Genomic DNA, 16,106 nt, shown 5'->3' on the forward strand with positions numbered 1-16,106 from the left:
CGAGAGCTCTGATCCGGTGGCGGACATCGAGGTCCGGTGGCGTCGCCCCGGGGAGAAACCGCACTTCTTCCTGCGGCGCGGCGGCCCCGGCGGCGCACCGGACGGGACCGTGCTCGCGGTGCTGACGGCCTTGACGGCGGCGGACGAGGCGAAGTGGTCGGACCCGTCAGCCGGGCTGGACTGCCTGGTGACAACAGGCGACGACGTCGGCGTCCGGTTCGCCGCGGTCGCGCAGTCGTCCGGCTACCGGCTCACCTTCACCGTCCAGGTTGCCGTGCAAGGCAAGCGATGCGAGGCGCTGACGTTCACGCAGCACTTCACCGCGGCGGGAAACGGCAGGTTGGTGCCGGACAAGTTCGAGACCCCGCGCTACGACGTGACGGTCAAGCGCCAAGGCGGTGACGACCCGGTCGCCCAGGACGTGCCGGTGCGCACCGTCTCCGGCGTCCGCGGCTTCACCGGCATCCACCCGCTGCTCCGGATGACCGGCCCCGCCACGGTTCTGGTCGACACCGAGTTCCTCGACGTCACGAACCTGTGGTGGGATCTGCACTTCCGGCTGACGCCCAAGAACGCACCGGCGAGCTCCGTCCACTTCGATCCCGCCTACCTCGCGCCGGGAACACACGCCAGGTCGAAACGGCTGGTGGTGCTGGTGAACACCCGGACGCTGCCGATGATCTGGTTCGCTTCGGTGCCGGAGGCAGCTGCGGACGTCCCGGACGGCACCACCCTCGGCGGCTACGTGTTCTTTCGGCCGCCCGGTGATGTCCCGGTGACGTATTCCTCCACCGCCGCGGACGGATTGGCAAGCCCGAGCCTGGCGACCCGGGGCATGGCCACGCTCGGGCGCTACCTGCTCTCCGGACGGGTCAAAGCCCGGCAACCGGACGTGGCCATGCTGCCCGACTACCGGCCGTGGCTGGCCTACGTCGAACAGAAAGCCCGCCCGCTGGACGAACCCAACTTCCTGCCGTGCGGGATGGAAGAGGCGCTCAGCCGGGCGACCCCGCTCCTGCTCGAGCAGCGCAAGGAAGTTCGGGTCCTGCTGCTTCCGTTGCTCAGCAAGGTGAACGGTTACGGCGGGATTCCCGGCGCCGGGCTGCCGGACCGCGCCGCCGCCGCGTTGCGCCTGCTGTGGTGCCGCGACCTCGTCGGGGGGCGGGGGCGGCCCTTGGCGAACCCGGGCGCGATCACTCCTCCGCAACCACCGCAGCCGGGCCTGAGCCCGTCGCCGTCCGGGGCTCTCACGTTGGCGGATGACATCTGGCTCGGCGGCTACAGCGCCGGCGGACCGGCCGTGTGGACCGCGCTGCAAGTATCCGCGACCAGGACCCGGGTCAGTCGCGTCATCGCCTTCGACCCCGTGGAGCTCCTCAGCAAAGGCACCGACGTGTTGACCGCGACCGCTCGGGCGCGTGGCGCGGGGAAAGTCGCGATCTTCATCGCCTGGACGCCGAACACCGTGGGGGTGCCGCCCCGGCAACTCGAGGCGGGACTACGGCAGGCGGGAGCGACGGTCACGGTACTGCCCGAAGCGGGACGGAGCTACTTCACCATGCCGCCCAATCCCAAGAACCCCTGGATCGAGTACGTGTTCGACGCGAACCGCCCGTGGAAGGACGGCCTCCAGCCCGCGGCGAAGGCCGACTCGTGGTGGCACCAGGTGATCGTCTTCGCCGGTGAGCAGTTCGCCACCGATCCCGCCCAGCCGGGCTCGATCAGCTTCATGCAGAAAACGATGCTGCCGTAGCCACCGTTTCCGTGGGGCGAACTACGTCGAGAAGGGCGAGGACGCGCCTTCCGCGCGGGTGCGGCCGCGGCGGCCGCCCACGGACAGCGGCTGGGCGATGTCCTCCAGCGACTTGCCTTCCGCGTCCACGGCCAGGAACCGGGCCACCAGCCCGCCGGCGATCATCACCACCGCGCCGAGCAGGTAGCCGATGAAGAGGCGGACCGGGTGGTCGCCCGCGCCGATCAGCGCGCCGTAGATCACCGGGCCCAGTGCGCCGAAGCACTGGGCGATCGCGAAGAACACCGCGATCGCCTTCGCCCGGACCTCCAGCGGGAAGATCTCGCTGACCGTCAGGTAGCCCGCACTGGCGCCGGCCGAGGCGAAGAAGAAGATCACGCACCAGGCGATCGTCTGCGTGATGGCGTTGAGCGAGCCGGTGTAGAACAGCACCGCCGTGACCGCCAGCAGGACGCCGGAAACGAGGTACGTCCCCGCCAGCATGGTGCGGCGCCCGAGCGTGTCGAAGAGGTGGCCGATGGTGAACGGGCCGACGAGGTTGCCGACCGCGAACGCGATCAGGTAGATCGGCGTGGCCGCCGACGAGACCCCGTAGAACTTGCCGAGCACCAGCGTGTACGTGAAGAAGATCGCGTTGTACAGGAACGACTGGCTGATCATCAGCGACGCGCCCAGGATCGCCCGGGACGGGTAGTCGCGGAAGAGCACCCTGGCCAGCGCCACGTACCCGATCCGTTCGGCCGGGGTCACCTCGATCGCCTTGCTCTCGTCGACCGCCGGCAGGCTGCGGCCGGCGTGCTCGACCTCCTGCTCGATCTGCTTGATCGACGCCTCGGCCGCGTCGGCCTTGCCGTGCATGATCTGCCACCGCGGGCTCTCCGGCAGGTGCCGCCGGACGAACAGGATGACCAGCCCGAGCACCGGCCCGATCAGGAAGCCCAGCCGCCAGCCCAGCGACAGGTCCATCCGGTTCAGCAGGATGTACGTGCCGATCGTGCCGAGCACCGCGCCGGCCCAGTAGGTGCCGTTGACCGCGATGTCGACGCGGCCGCGGTAGCGGGCCGGGATCAGCTCGTCGATCGCGGAGTTGATCGCCGCGTACTCGCCGCCGATGCCCATGCCGGCGATGAACCGGGTGGCGTAGAGGAACACCACCCAGCCCGCGCCGTTGCCGAGGGTCAGCGCGGTCAGGCCGCTGCCGACGAGGTAGACGGCCAGGGTGAGCATGAACAGGTTCCGGCGGCCCAGCTTGTCGGACAGGCTGCCGAAGAACAGCGCCCCGACCACCTCGCCGGCCAGGTAGATCGTCGCGAGCAGCCCGACGGCCGCCGACGACATGTGCAGCGTCTCGGGTTTGGTCAGCGTGTCGGCGACCGCGCTGGCGACCGTGATCTCGAGGCCGTCGAGGATCCAGGCCACGCCGAGCGCGACGACCATCCGGGTGTGGAACCTCGACCAGGGCAGCCGGTCGATGCGCGCCGGGATCAGCGTTCGGACTCCGGATGACGCCGGAACGGGTGTCGCCGCCATGCCAACCTCCTCGAGAGCGTGCCCCGCGACGCGAATTCCCCGGCCTCGACGGCCGAAACCCGGTCCGGACAGGTGTTGCGGCAGCGTGACCGGTGCGGAAGCCTCACCGGCCGTGCTGGGACGCGGCGGCGTGGGCCCCGAGGTCGTCGAGGGTCAGCTGGTGGCGCGGCGGGTGTTCGAGGACGGTCCGGCGGGTGACGACCTGGTCGGCCCCGACGTGCAGCAGCTGCCCGGGCCGCAGGTCCTGCCAGCCGGGGTCCTCGTCCATCCGTTCGCTGGCGACGACGACGGCGCGGTGGTGGGCCAGTTGGCCGGACCGGGCCCGGATGCGGCCGGCCGTGCTGGCGTGCTCGAGGTGGCGGTCGCCGTGCGGTCCGCCCGGTTCGCGCTGGAGCACGAACAGGTCGTGGGTGTCCGGGTACCGCAGCGCCCACAGCTCGGTGGCGGTGGTCAGGATCAGGTTCAGCGCGTAGATCGGCAGGTGGTCGGCGGCCCAGCGAGCGGCGGCGGTGATCCCGGCACCGACGTCACCGCCGCGGGCGGCCGTTTCCTTCGTGATCAGCGCGAAGAACCGCTCCGAGTCGGTGTCGCCCCCGACGAGGTTCCGCTCGTCGCCGAGCCGTTCTTCCAGCGCCGGCAGGTCACCGATCACGCCGTTGTGGGCGAAGAGGCGGCCGTGCTGCTCGAAGGGGTGGGTGTTGCGGGATTCGAGACCGCCGGTCGAGGCGTAGCGGATGTGCGCAAGGAAGGTCACCGACTCGCATTGTTTGGCTTCGTAGGCGAACTTCTCGTCCTCGTAGGCGGCCAGTGGCTGTTTCCAGACATGGGGGCGGCCATCGTGGTCGAAGGCGCCGAGGCCGGTCCCGTCCGGTTCACGACGGCTCTGCGCGGCGAGGCTGTCGGGGGCCTCCAGTAGCCAGAACGTGGCGTGGACCCGCTGCGGCGCGGCGGACAAACCGAACAGACGACACATCTCGAACCCTTCTCCCGGCGGCTTCACATGCGGATACCCGGGGCGGGCCGGTCAAACATCGAACTGTTGCCGTATCCAACAGTGTGGGCCGGGGCATGCTAAGCCGCGGCCAGGCAGTGCCTGATGTCTTCGAGGTGGTGTGTGACCTCGTGGGCCGCCTGGCGGACCAGCCAGCGGGCCGTGCGGTGTTCGCCCGGCAGGCGGGTCACGACGCGTTCGCAGTCCGCCGGCTTCAGCCGCTCGATCTCGTCGCCGAGCCCGGCGGCGCAGGCCGCGAGTTCGGCACGCAGTCCTTCGAGGGAACGGTCGTTGTAGCGGAACCGTCGTGCGCGCAGGTCGTTGAGCATCGGCTCGAGCACCGGCCGGTCCTCGGTGCGGGCGCGGTGCAGCCGGATCGTGTACGTGACGCAGACGTCCCGCAGGTGGACGAGGTACTCCAGCGCCGACCAGCGGCCGGGCGCGGGCCGGCGCCGGAGGTCCTGCGGGGACGCGGATCCGGCCACGGCGTCCACCGCGCCGGGCAGCGATCCGATGATCGCCCGGGCGGTGTCGAGCGGGAGGTCGGGATAGGACAGTCCGCACTCGGCGCAGACGTGGTCTTCCCCGGCCAGCGGGGGGATGCCGGCGGCCGGCTCTTCGGGCATGGCCCCCATGGTTGCCGGACGACGTGTCGTCCGGCAACCGCCCGCGTATCGTCTCGGCGATGACTCGAGTGCTGGTCATCGGACTGGACCCCGCGAAGCCGGCGGGCTGGGACCCCGAACCGGTCCAGGCCGCGATCGCCCGCGGCCGGGCCCGGTTCGACGAGCACGGCATCACGGCCGCCTACTGCCTGGTCTCCCCCGACGAGCGTCCCGGGCAAGCCGTCGAGGAAGCGCTGACCGGCACTCGCCGGCACGCACCCGACGCGGCCATCGCGTTCACCAGCAGCCCCGAGGACTGCGCCGACGCGGCTCTGCGCTGATCGTTCAGGAGCCGGCCAGCGGCTGGCTGAACCGGATGCTGTTGCCGAACGGGTCGCGCAGGCCGCAGTCGATCCCGTACGGGCGTTCGGTCGGCTCGTCGGTGAACTCGACGCCCTGGGCCAGCAGCGTCTCGTACGTCTTGCGGCAGTCGTCGCTGGTGAAGAACAGCGAGCCACCCATCGCACCCTTGGTCAGCAGGTCGCGGACCTGGTTCGCCGTGGCCTCGTCCATCCGGGGCGGGCCGGGCTTCTCCAGCAGGATCTCGCGGTCCGGCTGACCGGGCACGTTGATCGTCAGCCACCGCATGAAGCCGAGGTCGGCGTCGGTGTGGACCTCCAGGCCGAGCTTGCCGACGTAGAAGTCGAGCGCCTCGTCCTGGTCGAGCACGAAGATCTGGGAAATCGTGATTGCGTTGAGCATGGCGGCGACGGTAGTGCAGGAGAGCGCCGGGACGCTTATCCGAAACGATCAGCTCCGCGGCCGCATCCACGCCATGGCGAAGCAGGTCGGCACGTCCGCCAGCGGGCCGCGCCGCCGGTAGGCCGTCGGCGACTCGCCGACGATGTCCCGGAAGGTCCGGCTGAACGTCCCGAGGCTGGTGAAGCCGACCTCCACGCAGATGTCGGTGACGCTCCGGTCGCCCGAGCGCAGCAGGAACATGGCCCGCTCCACCCGCCGGCGTTGCAGGTAGCGGTGCGGGGTCTCGCCGAAGGTGGCGCGGAAGGTCCGGCTGAAGTGCGGCACCGAGACGTGCGCGATCCGCGCCAGCGCGGCCACGTCCAGCGGCTTGGCGTAGTCGCGGTCCATGGTGTCGCGGGCGCGCAGCATGCGACGGTTGGTCTCCTCCCCGGCACGGCTCACGTCCCGATCACACCACACCGCGTCAGGACAAGTGCGCCGACAACAGCCAGGCGGGTGCCGACTTGCGGCCGTTGCCCTCGTCTCGGACGTCGCTGCCGGCGAAGCCCGTGAAGTCCGGGAAGTTCTCGGGGACGTTGGCGTGGATGCGGGCCGGCCGGATCTCGTCGATCGTCCAGTACGCGCCCACCACCTCCCGCAGTTCCGCCGGCGAGACCGGGTTGACCTTGCCCGAGGGCACGGTCGCGCTGTCGAACACCAGCACGAAGTAGGACGCGCCGGGCGCCGCGGCGCGCACGATCGATTCCTGGTACCCCCGGCGCAGCTCGACCGGGATCGAGTGGAACAAGGTGCTGTCGACGACGGTGCCGAACCGGCCGTCGTAGCCGGTGAACGTGCTGATGTCGGCGACCGCGAAGCCGGCGTTGCCCATCCCTCGGCGGGCGGCTTCGGCACGGGCGAGCGCGATCGCGGTCGGCGACCGGTCCAGCCCCACGGTCGTGAACCCCTGCTCGGCGAGGTGGAGCGCCGTCGCGCCTTCGCCACAGCCGGCGTCGAGGACGTCGCCGTGGAACGCCCCCGCGTCGATGAGCGCGGCGATCTCGGGTTGCGGTTCGCCGATGCTCCACGGCGGCCGGAAGCCCTGGCCCAGCTCGGGAGCCTGGCCACGGTAGGCGGATTCGAACAACGCGTCGCTCGATGAGCTCGTCATGCACCCCATGGTGTCAACCTGGTTGATATATGTCAACATGGTTGACATGGAAGGCATCCGGGACGAGCCACTCGGCTACCTGCTGCACCGGGTCACCTCGGCCCTGCGCGCCGAGGTGGCCGCCACCGTGCTGGGGCCGTCGGCGCTGGCGGCGCCCGAATACCTCTGCCTGCGGATGCTGTCGCAGTCGCCGAAGTCCAACGCCCAGCTGGCCCGCGAGGCCCAGGTGTCGCCGCAGGCGATGAACAAGGTGGTTCGCGAGCTGCAGGAGCGCGGCCTGGTGACGCGACCCGCCACGGTGTCGTCCGGGAGGTCGCTGCCCGCCACGTTGACGCGCGAGGGCGCGGCCCTGCTCGCGCGCCTCGACCCCGAGGTGGCCGACGCCGAGGACCGAGTCCTGGCCAAGCTCGGCGAACAGGACCGGCGCGAGCTCCGGAGGCTCCTCCTCGCCGCCGGCCAGGCGGTGTCCCGGCGGTCCCCCTGACGCGAACCGCGGAAACGCCGTGGCCGAGTTCCGGTCAAGCTGGGGAAGGCACCGAGTCCGCGGTCGCCGGCTCGGCCGGGCTCTCCGCGTCGGCGCCGGCCTCGCCGCCGAACCGGTCACGCAGTTCCTCGACGGCGTCGACGATCCGGCCCAGCTGGTCCAGCACCGCCCGGTGGGTGGCCCGGATGGCGGCGGCTTCCTCTTCCGCACGGGAAATGACGAGCTGGGCGTCCCGCTGTGCGGCGCGCCCGGTCTCCGCGGCGGCGTTTTCCGCATCGGCGACGGTTTTCTCCGCGGCCGCCAGCAGCACCTCGCTCTCCTTGCGAGCCTGCTCCTTGATCTCCGCGGCTTCGGTTTTCGCGACCTGGAGGATCTTTTCGATCCGCTTCCCCAGCCCGGCGGCACCGTCCGGTTCCGGCGCCCGCGGGGCGGGCACCTGCGCTTTGGCCAGCCTGCGCTCCGCGACCCGCCGCGCCTTCTCGTGCCGATCGACCCGCTTCTCCGCGACCCGCACGTACTCGTCCACCTGCCGGCGGTCGTAACCCCGCAGGACGATCGGGAACCGGACGTCGGACTCCGGCGCTGCCTCGGGTTCGGAAACCGTGTTCTCCATGCCCCGAGTGTCGGCAAGTTCGAGGTGACCGGCAATCCGAAAACACCCATCGGTGCGCCAAGAGCACTTTCGGTGGAATCATTCGTTCTGTTCGGCGAAAAAGCGCGCACACGCCCGAATTCACCCGATGGCGATGTTTTGTTTCCCGCTCTCCAGGCCGGGCTCGGTCCGGGCCGCCGGCTCGCCGCCCGATCCGGCTACCCCAGCGGGATCAGATGGCCAGCAGGACGCGACCGAACGGGCCACCCTCGGCGAGGTGCCGCTGCGCCTGCGCGGCCTCCTCCAGCGGAAACACGCGGTCGACCAGGGGCGTGATCTCCTTGCGGGCCACCAGTTCGAGCAGCCGCGTGTTCGCGGCGTTGATCTGCTCCGGGGTGAACAGGGCGAACCGGAAACCGTGGATGTGGGCGTTCTTCCAGATGAGGTCGGTGACGTCGATCTCGGTGCGGGTGCTCGCCGCGTACCCGACGCTGATCAGCGTGCCGTCCACGGCAAGGGCGCCCAGCGATGCACCGGTGACGGCGCCGCCGACACCGTCGAGGACGACGTCGACGCCCTTGCCGCCGGTCAGGCGGTGCACGCCGGCACGCAGGGACTCCGTGGACAGGTCGATCACCTCGAACCCGAGTGCGCGGCCGCGCTCGGCTTTGGCGGTGCTGGTGGCGGTGGTGATCGCCGCGCCGGCGCCGAGCACCCGGGCGACGTCCACGCCGCCCTGGCCGACGCCGCCGCCGACACCGGGCGCCAGGACGGACTGCCCGGGCCGGAACCCGGCGAGCTCGGTGAGCGCCAGGTACGCCGTGAGGTGGCCGGTCGCGGCGGTGAGCGCGGCCGCTGCGGTGTCGTCGACGTCGTCCGGGACGGCAACGACGTGCCGCGGGTCGACGGCGACGTACTCGGCCCACGCGCCGTCGGCGCCCACGCCGTACCGGCCGCCGCTGAGGATGACCCGGGTGCCCGCCGGCAGCCCGCTGGCGCCGGGCTCGGCGAGGACGCCGACGCCGAACCCGCCCGGCCGGATCGGCAGCGGTTTGACGGCCGCGGCGGGGAGCTTGCCGCGGCGGACGGTGTCGTCCAGCGGGTTCACCCCCGCCAAGGTGAGCTTCACGAGCGCCTGGCCGTCGGCCGGGACCGGAACCGGGACCTCGACGGCTCTGAGGACGTCGTAGTCGCCGAACTCGTCGTACTGGATCGCGCGCATGGTGTTCCCTCTTCGCAATAGGTGTTTTTCAGTTGATTCTTTCCGCGCGTTGCCGCTCGCGGAACGCGCGCAGATTGGCGGGGTTGCCGCAGACGCGCACGTCGTGCCAGGTGCCGCTGTTGTTGCGCGAGCGGTCGAAGAACGCCGCTTCGCACCGGTGGTTGCGGCAGACCTTGAGCCGGCGCCACGTGCCGGCCGCCTGACCCTCCGCGATCGCGATCAGAGCGAGTGAAGCCAGAGCACGCCAGCCGGCGCCGCGGGGTTCCGGCCGGACCCGGCCGTCCGGGCCGAGGCGGAGGCCCACCCCGGCCCAGTGTTCCGGCGGCCCGTCCACGCCGGCCACATGAGCGTGCAGATCGACGCGGAGGTCGCGAAGCGGGTCGAGGTCGGCTTCGCCGAGGGTCACGGCGGGCACGTCCTGGCCGGTCTCCTCGCTCCAGGCCGCCAGGGCCCCGTCGGCCCAGCTCTGCGCCGACGCGACGTCGCCGAGCAGGTCCGGCTGCCGGGGGCGGCCCGCGGACCGGGTGTTGAGCAGGTCCTGGACGAACCCCAGGCCGTCCGGGGCCGGGGACAGGTCGTAGCGTGCGGTCGCGAGCCAAGCCATGAAAGAAGCATGGCTCGTTTACCTATTTCGCGCGCTGCTTTGTGGGCCAGGTCACCGAACCGCCGAGGGGTCCGGCCGCGGCCTCGATCAGCACCGCGAGGTGGTTCGTCTGCCAGGATGCCGAGATGGCCCCTCGTGCGCGCGCGGTCGATCCCGGCGCTCTCGCGCACTGGTGCCGGGAACGTCTGGGAAGCTCGCCGGTGGAGGAACTGTTCAGGTCCGGGCACTTGTCCGCCGTCATCGGGCTCCGGCTGGCGAATGGCCGCGACGTCGTGGTCAAGGTCCGTCCGGCCGCGCCTCGGGTGGCGGCGTGCGTCGAAGTTCAGCGTCGCTTGTTCCAGGCCGGGTATCCCTGCCCGGAGCCGCTCACCGGCGCCGCTCCCCTCGGTGGTGACATCGCCACCGCGGAGGCTTACGTTCCAGGCGGCGCCATGCTGCCGAGCGCGGACCGCGCGGCCGCAGCCTTCGCCGAGGCGTTCGCGCGGCTGCTCCGGCTGGCCCCGAGTCCCGCGGAAACGTCCGTCCTGGAGCCGGCACCGTCGTGGGCGGCCTGGAATCACGCCGGGGACGGCCTGTGGCCGCACCCGGAGGGCACCGACGTCAACCTCGACGAAGTGGCCGGCGCGGAGTGGATCGACGACGCCGGGCGCCGTGCTCGCGACCGGTTGCGGATCGGCGGGTCCGCCGCTGTGCTCGGCCACTGCGACTGGCTTGCCGGCAACCTGCGCTGGCGCGGGGACTCGCTGCTGGTGGTCCACGACTGGGACAGCGTGACCGCGGACAGCGAAGACGTCCTGGTCGGCTTCGCCGCCGCGTTGTACTCCAGCGTCGACGCGGACGAACTGGCCACCGTCGAGGACACGCGGCGGTTCCTCGCCGCGTACGGCCGCGCGCGCGGCCGGGACCTCAGCGCCGACGAACTCCAACGCGCATGGGCGGCGGGCGTGTGGACCCGGGCCTACGACGCCAAGTTCCAGCACGCGGCCGGGTTGCCCATCACCTCGCTGTCGGAGAACGAGGCCGACGAGCGCCTCCGCCGGGCCGGCACCGCGCGACCGTGACCGCGGCGCGGGTGGGTCACCCGCGCCGCGGCCGGGGGCCTACGACGAGAACGACCAGAGCTGGCAGGTGTTGTTCAGCCACATCCACAGCTGCGCCTTCGTGCCGTTGGCGGTGCCGCAGTTCTGGTCGTCGAGGACCATGCCGCTGTTCTCCACCACCAGCTCGTAGCGGCCGTTGCCGGCCGGGATCACCGCCCACTGCTGGCATTTGTTGCCGAGCGACTGCCACAGGTCCGTGGCCGTGCCGAGCGCCAAGCCGCAGTTGACCGCGTCGAGCACGGTGCCCGAATTGACGTTGGTGATGGTCCACTTATTGGCACCGACACTGGTGAAGCGCCACTGCTGGCAGGTGTTGTTCAGGTTCTGCCAGACCTGGACCGCGGTGCCGTTGGCGGTGCCGCAGTTGGCCGCGTCGAGCACCTTGCCCGCCGCCAGGTTCGTCAGGCGGTAGCTCGCGCCGTCGACCGGGAACGTGACGCTCTTGGCGTAGCCCACCGAGACGATGTTCGCCTGCACCGAGTTCTCCGTGGCGTCGGACGGGTAGCCCGACGTCATCACGCCTTCGAAGAACGAGCCGACCGAACCGTTGCTGTTGTCGCCGCCGATGCCGAGGATGATGGCGCCCTGCTTGGTCATCGGCTGGTAACCGCCCTGCGTAGGCAGGGATCCGTTCCACCGGGTCGCGAGGCCGCCGGACTGGGCGTTGCCGTCCTTGATCGCGTACGTCGACGTGCCGTTGTTCTTGGTCACCGCGGTGACGAACGCGCTGCCGCGGCCGGTGTTCGCGGTGTTCGAACCGTTGCCACCGGCGAAGAGACCGTTTTCCAGGTCGGCCATGACCTTCGGGGCGGAGCCGCTGCACGGGGAGAACCAGCACAGGGTGCCGAAGTAGATGGCGTCCATGTCGCCGTTGCCGGTGTCGTTGTTGTTCGTTTCGGCGTTGCCGTAGTCGAAGCAGCAGCGGTCGTTGAAGTGCGTGCCCTCGGTGACCATGTACATGCCCTCGGGGGCGCTGCCGGTGGCGATGCCGTTGGTGTTGTTGTTGCGGTAGCCGTTGCCGGCCGAGATGTAGACGCCGTACACCTTGTGGCCGCCGGCCGTGACCGGCAGGGCCGCGGCGTTCGCGCCCTGGTCGGCGGTCGGGTTGGCGCCGCCGCCGGGCGCGATGGTCAGGTCGTTGTGGCGCGAGGTCTGGTCGTAGATCCGCACGATCGTGCAGTACGTGCCCGAGCAGAACGAGTCCTGCGTCGCGGCGTTCGCGTAGCCGCCGGCGCTGAGCACGCCGATGTTGGCGGTGGCGCCGTCGGACCAGCGCCGAACCTGGTAGAGCGACCCGTTGTAGGAACCGAACAGCGCGCGAGTGGTGCTGTGCGCAGCGACGCAGGGCGTGCCGCCGGATGCGTAGATGTCGCACGGCCCGGTGCCGGCGGCCGTGGCCGTGCCCGTCGCGACGGTCAGCGCCGCACCGGTGAGCAGAGCGGCGGCTCCCACCGCGAGCACCTTTCGCCAGCGGTGACGGAGATCCCGGAAACCCATTGCTGTCTCCTTTCGTGTGCCTGCGGAAGCCGGGTCGCGGGTGCCTTCACCGCGACGTCGTCACCGTTGTGCGCCAACAGAAAACTGCGGCGGCTGTCCGGGAGCCACGCTTGCCTGAGCGTTCATGCGCCGCCTCCTTGCGAGCAGAACTTGACGTGCCACCGGTCGCGCTCCGGGTCAGGACCACCGGAGCACACCCGGGACGATAACTGCCGCAACCCGCGTCTACAAGGCTCTCTTGTTATCGCTAACAGTCGATGTTCAGGCGAGCGGCTCGAAAAACTTGGCTGAACATCCCGCAGAACTGGGCAAACCTCGGGTCGAGCACGATCAGGTCGACAGGTGAGTCACGCCTGAATGTTCGCGTTAACACTCGCCCGTGCCAGAAGAGCAGGCGCTGCGAAGAAATCGCCGGGTTCCGAGGACCGATGCGTTCGCCGATCCCCGGAACCGGCCGGCAGTCAGTTGCCGTGGACAGTGCCGCCGTCGGCCGAGCCGCCCCCAGCACAGTTGCTCGGAGACTCGCCCTCGCCGACGCCGACACCGTTGGCGACGTCGTGGACCGGCACCTGCACACCCAGGACGTTTACCTCGTTGTCGCAGAATCCGACCGTGCCGTCGACGTTGTGCAGTACGTCGGTGTCCTCCAGGTTGAGCAGGCTGACCTGGCTGATGGTGTCGGCGGACGCGACACCACCGACCATGAACGCGCCGGCACCCAGGGCAGCGGTGACGAAAAAGGCCTTCTTCAACATACGGGAGACACCTCGAAATCACAGGATCGGACAAGACAGCTGCGACGGCATCGGCCGCGCGCGCGAGCAGAAAGTACTGGGCGGTCGACGGGACACTCCACCGCACGACACCATCGAGTGAGGGCGGCGGGTCCCTGATCACGCCGCCATTGGCTCGTTCGTGGCAGCACGGTGGTGAGCACATGCTGTTCGCGCGCAGCACCGACGTCTCGGGAGTGCCGAGAGTACGAAGTGGACGGTCAAGGCGAGCGACAGTGGAACCGCCACGCTGCCGGTCGAGTTCACCTCGGCCGGCCAGCCGGGCTCAGAGCGGGCGCGCCGGGCCGGTCTGGACTCCCCCACTGCCGGAAGGCTCGGCCACCGATCCGGTCAGGTCCGACCGCGACCCGGTCGGCCTACCGGAGGCCACGCAGAGTCACCGAGCTGACGGCGCCACCGGGCCGGGTTTCACCTTTCCGGTGGTCACGGGCGGGCGGCCGCCACCGGGCTCTCTACCCGTTCGGTCGATTGTCGACGATTGGTGGAGCGACAAATAATTTCCGTTAGTCGACAATTCCAGTGAGGAGCCGATGTGGAGCCGGCGTTAGGGCTCGACCCGGACACGGCAGATCTTGTCCGGCCGTACTTCCGCACCCATGGACGTACGCGGCCCACGCGCACGCTCCCCGTCGAAACGCTCATCGCGGCCACCGAGCGAGGCCGCATCCCGGAGCACGCCTGCTCCCGGGAAGAGGCCGCGATCTGCATCCTTTGCCGCTCGTCACAGTCGGTCGCCGAGATCGCCGCGTACCGGCGGATCCCCCTGGGCGTCGCACGGGTCCTGGTGTCCGACCTCGCCGACCGCGGCCTGGTGACCGTCCAGGACACGCCACGGGCTCACGGCGCTCGGCCCAGCATCGACTTCATGGAGCGGGTTCTCCGCGGTCTTCACGCGATGACGTAGTGCCTCGGGCAGCGGGCTCGAAGCCGCCCGCTCCGCCGGGGAATTCGATGTCATCCCGTTTCGAAAGATTCATCGAATGCGGTCGAAACCGGCGGGCGCGGACAACGGGATCGCCGTGCCGGTGCCGGCTCGTCGCCGGCGGGGCCGTCAGCGCGGCGAAGGCGCGAGCCACGGCTGGGGCAGCCTGCTGCCGTCGGTGCCGGACGCCGGCCGGGCCCCTCGCTCACCTGACCCGTGTCCTCGATCGCTCACCACGCCCGGGGGTCCGGGCCGTCCCGGTGGCCGGTCCGGCTCAACCACCCGGCGGCTGGTCCCCCGCCGATCCGGCCACCCGGGCCTGGGCAGGCGAGCGGAGCCGGCACTCGGCTACGCCGGATCCGGCACGGTCCCGATGTACCGGGACGCGCGCTGCCCCGCGGCGCCGCCGGCCAGCTCCGGATGGGCCCGCGCCTGCGCGGCACGCGAACTCGCGGCAGCTCCGGCACCGGCGAAGGTCGTCGAGACTCTCGAACGTGCCCTCGCCTGAGGGGACGGACGCCTACGCCGAACACCGCGCGGATCACACGTCGACGCGGGGTGCGCCGGTTTATCCCCGCCCCGGGCCGGGGTACACCGACCTGCCTGCGACGCGCGGTTCAACCCAGCAGCCGCCGTCCCCGCCGCGTCGGTCCTCGCGGCCGGTGTTCCTACCCGTTTCGCGGAGGTCGGTCCTCATGAGCTGGCAACAGCCCCCACCCTCGATCGCCGGCCCGAGTGGCCACGCCGCCCAGCGCCCGCGCGCAAGAGCCGGGGTGGCCCATGCCCGGTGACCGGACCGGCACCGGCGGGGCGACCTCACCCCCGTTCTCCCTCGACCTCGCCGGGGTGCCGCCGTGGCGCAGAGACGATCCGGACGTGGTCGCCGAGCGCTACGAGGTCGCGGGCCTGATCGGCTGCGGCGCCACCGCACGGGTTTACCAGGCCTTCGACCGGCGCCTGGGTCGTGACGTCGCGATCAAGGTCTACGAACGCGGTGCCATGCCCGTCGAGCAGCTGCGGCGGGTGCGGGAGCGGACGATCCAGGCCAGCATCGACCACCCGGGCGTCGTGGCGTTGTTCGACAGCGGCACCGACGGCGACCGGCCCTACCTGGTGATGCAGCTCGTCGACGGGGAGAACCTCGCCCAGCGGCTGCTGGCCGGGCCGCTGCCGGCCGAACAGGTGCGCGAGCTGGCGACGCGGCTGGCCGAGGCGCTGGCCCACGTCCACGCCCGCCGCGTCGTGCACCGCGACCTCAAGCCCGCCAACGTCCTGCTCGGCGCCGACGGCCCGCTGATCACCGACTTCGGCATCGCGCACGAGCTGGACGCCACGCGCGTCACCGGCACCGGCCTGGTCACCGGCACCGCCGCCTACCTGGCCCCCGAGCAGGTCGCCGGCGAGCACGCGGGCCCGGCCGCCGACGTCTACGCCCTCGGCCTGATCCTGCTGGAGTGCCTGACCGGCGAACGCGCCTTCCCCGGCACGCTGGCCGAATCGGCCATCGCCCGGCTCAACCGCCCGCCCCACGTTCCCGACGGTGTGCCCGCTCAGCTGGCCCACATCCTCGAGCGCATGACGGCGCGCGACCCGCGGCAGCGTCCCACGGCCGAGGAGACCCTCGAGCTGCTGCGGCAGCCGGCCACCACCGCACCGGTCGCCCCTTCGCGGCGGCGTCGACAGCCCCTGGTCGCAACCGGTGGGATCGCGGCCGCCGCCGCGGTCGCCGCCGCCGTGCTGCTCACGCGCCCGGATGCCGCCATCCCCGACCCCGGCGGACAGCCCGCCGCCGGACCTGCGCACTCGACGAGCCCCACGCCGCCGTCCTCGGCGGCCGGGAGGCCGCCGGCTTCGACCGTCATGGCCGCCGCGCCGCACGGCAAAGCCGCGGACCCGCCGACTCTCGCGGCGGCGCCGCCACCGGACGCGGCCACCGCCGGCACCGTGCGATCCGCCGGTGCGGAGGGCGGCCCCGCCAAAGGCAAAGTGAAGGACAAAGGGCCGGGCAACGTCAAGAAGCACAGCGGTCCCTGACCTGGGCGCCGCTCACGGGTGACTGTCGCGCCGGTGACGCTGCGGTGACGCCCGGATCGCGGTGGC

At 71.2% G+C, this 16,106-nt stretch carries 18 protein-coding genes; 7 read left to right on the plus strand and 11 right to left on the minus strand.

Annotated elements, in window-relative coordinates:
• The first annotated feature begins 16 nt into the window (after nt 1–16).
• Nucleotides 17–1,753 (plus strand): hypothetical protein, encoded by a 1,737-nt coding sequence (locus AB0J40_RS08575; RefSeq protein WP_364449441.1) that lies wholly within the window; start codon nt 17–19, stop codon nt 1,751–1,753.
• A gap of 21 nt (nt 1,754–1,774) precedes the next feature.
• Here AB0J40_RS08575 and AB0J40_RS08580 read toward each other — a convergent pair whose 3' ends face one another.
• The 3 genes from AB0J40_RS08580 to AB0J40_RS08590 all read right to left on the minus strand — a co-directional run bounded on the left by AB0J40_RS08580 (nt 1,775) and on the right by AB0J40_RS08590 (nt 4,900).
• Entirely contained in the window at nt 1,775–3,283 is a 1,509-nt protein-coding gene (locus AB0J40_RS08580; RefSeq protein WP_364449444.1) for an MFS transporter, read from the minus strand.
• 103 nt (nt 3,284–3,386) lie between these two features.
• Nucleotides 3,387–4,256, minus strand: a complete 870-nt coding sequence (locus AB0J40_RS08585; protein ID WP_364449447.1) for a class II glutamine amidotransferase — start codon at nt 4,254–4,256, stop codon at nt 3,387–3,389.
• A 98-nt stretch (nt 4,257–4,354) separates the two neighbouring features.
• Entirely contained in the window at nt 4,355–4,900 is a 546-nt protein-coding gene (locus tag AB0J40_RS08590; RefSeq protein ID WP_364449450.1) for a DinB family protein, read from the minus strand.
• Between the two features lie 59 nt (nt 4,901–4,959).
• On the opposite strand from AB0J40_RS08590, the gene AB0J40_RS08595 reads away from it, so the two are divergent.
• Entirely contained in the window at nt 4,960–5,220 is a 261-nt protein-coding gene (locus AB0J40_RS08595; protein ID WP_364449453.1) for a hypothetical protein, read from the plus strand.
• A gap of 4 nt (nt 5,221–5,224) precedes the next feature.
• Here the strand turns inward: AB0J40_RS08595 and AB0J40_RS08600 are convergent, their stop codons facing one another.
• Genes AB0J40_RS08600 through AB0J40_RS08610 form a run of 3 tightly spaced genes read right to left on the minus strand, consistent with a single transcriptional unit; the run spans nt 5,225 to nt 6,791 of the window.
• Complete coding sequence (locus tag AB0J40_RS08600) at nt 5,225–5,641, minus strand: VOC family protein (RefSeq protein WP_364449455.1); 417 nt, start codon at nt 5,639–5,641, stop codon at nt 5,225–5,227.
• Nucleotides 5,642–5,689: 48 nt separating this feature from the next.
• Entirely contained in the window at nt 5,690–6,049 is a 360-nt protein-coding gene (locus AB0J40_RS08605) for an AraC family transcriptional regulator (RefSeq protein ID WP_364450061.1), read from the minus strand.
• A 55-nt stretch (nt 6,050–6,104) separates the two neighbouring features.
• Nucleotides 6,105–6,791 carry a class I SAM-dependent methyltransferase gene (locus tag AB0J40_RS08610; protein ID WP_364449458.1) on the minus strand — a complete coding sequence of 229 codons (687 nt, stop codon included), beginning with the start codon at nt 6,789–6,791 and terminating at the stop codon, nt 6,105–6,107.
• 46 nt (nt 6,792–6,837) lie between these two features.
• Here AB0J40_RS08610 and AB0J40_RS08615 point away from each other — a divergent pair, with 46 nt between their 5' ends.
• Complete coding sequence (locus tag AB0J40_RS08615; RefSeq protein ID WP_364449461.1) at nt 6,838–7,275, plus strand: MarR family transcriptional regulator; 438 nt, start codon at nt 6,838–6,840, stop codon at nt 7,273–7,275.
• A gap of 34 nt (nt 7,276–7,309) precedes the next feature.
• Here AB0J40_RS08615 and AB0J40_RS08620 read toward each other — a convergent pair whose 3' ends face one another.
• From AB0J40_RS08620 to AB0J40_RS08630, 3 genes are all read right to left on the minus strand, one after another.
• Nucleotides 7,310–7,888, minus strand: a complete 579-nt coding sequence (locus AB0J40_RS08620; protein WP_364449464.1) for a hypothetical protein — start codon at nt 7,886–7,888, stop codon at nt 7,310–7,312.
• Between the two features lie 211 nt (nt 7,889–8,099).
• Nucleotides 8,100–9,089 (minus strand): zinc-binding alcohol dehydrogenase family protein, encoded by a 990-nt coding sequence (locus AB0J40_RS08625; RefSeq protein ID WP_364449466.1) that lies wholly within the window; start codon nt 9,087–9,089, stop codon nt 8,100–8,102.
• Nucleotides 9,090–9,117: 28 nt separating this feature from the next.
• Complete coding sequence (locus AB0J40_RS08630) at nt 9,118–9,693, minus strand: CGNR zinc finger domain-containing protein (protein ID WP_364449468.1); 576 nt, start codon at nt 9,691–9,693, stop codon at nt 9,118–9,120.
• A gap of 200 nt (nt 9,694–9,893) precedes the next feature.
• On the opposite strand from AB0J40_RS08630, the gene AB0J40_RS08635 reads away from it, so the two are divergent.
• Nucleotides 9,894–10,754, plus strand: a complete 861-nt coding sequence (locus AB0J40_RS08635) for a hypothetical protein (protein WP_364449471.1) — start codon at nt 9,894–9,896, stop codon at nt 10,752–10,754.
• Nucleotides 10,755–10,793: 39 nt separating this feature from the next.
• Here the strand turns inward: AB0J40_RS08635 and AB0J40_RS08640 are convergent, their stop codons facing one another.
• Together AB0J40_RS08640 and AB0J40_RS08645 are read right to left on the minus strand one after the other, a co-directional pair.
• Nucleotides 10,794–12,254, minus strand: coding sequence for an arabinofuranosidase catalytic domain-containing protein (locus tag AB0J40_RS08640; RefSeq protein ID WP_364450064.1), 1,461 nt, complete (start codon nt 12,252–12,254; stop codon nt 10,794–10,796).
• Between the two features lie 497 nt (nt 12,255–12,751).
• Nucleotides 12,752–13,045, minus strand: coding sequence for a hypothetical protein (locus AB0J40_RS08645; protein ID WP_364449474.1), 294 nt, complete (start codon nt 13,043–13,045; stop codon nt 12,752–12,754).
• Nucleotides 13,046–13,616: 571 nt separating this feature from the next.
• On the opposite strand from AB0J40_RS08645, the gene AB0J40_RS08650 reads away from it, so the two are divergent.
• The 3 genes from AB0J40_RS08650 (at nt 13,617) to AB0J40_RS08660 (ending at nt 16,040) form a co-directional block, all read left to right on the plus strand.
• Nucleotides 13,617–13,988 carry a DUF742 domain-containing protein gene (locus AB0J40_RS08650; protein ID WP_364449477.1) on the plus strand — a complete coding sequence of 124 codons (372 nt, stop codon included), beginning with the start codon at nt 13,617–13,619 and terminating at the stop codon, nt 13,986–13,988.
• A 76-nt stretch (nt 13,989–14,064) separates the two neighbouring features.
• Nucleotides 14,065–14,514, plus strand: coding sequence for a hypothetical protein (locus AB0J40_RS08655; protein WP_364449479.1), 450 nt, complete (start codon nt 14,065–14,067; stop codon nt 14,512–14,514).
• A gap of 272 nt (nt 14,515–14,786) precedes the next feature.
• Nucleotides 14,787–16,040: a serine/threonine-protein kinase gene (locus AB0J40_RS08660; RefSeq protein ID WP_364449482.1), complete on the plus strand. Its 1,254-nt coding sequence runs from the start codon at nt 14,787–14,789 to the stop codon at nt 16,038–16,040.
• Nucleotides 16,041–16,106 lie beyond the last annotated feature (66 nt).

Origin of the sequence: Amycolatopsis sp. NPDC049691, from assembly GCF_040675005.1 — a bacterium.
Lineage (GTDB): Bacteria > Actinomycetota > Actinomycetes > Mycobacteriales > Pseudonocardiaceae > Amycolatopsis.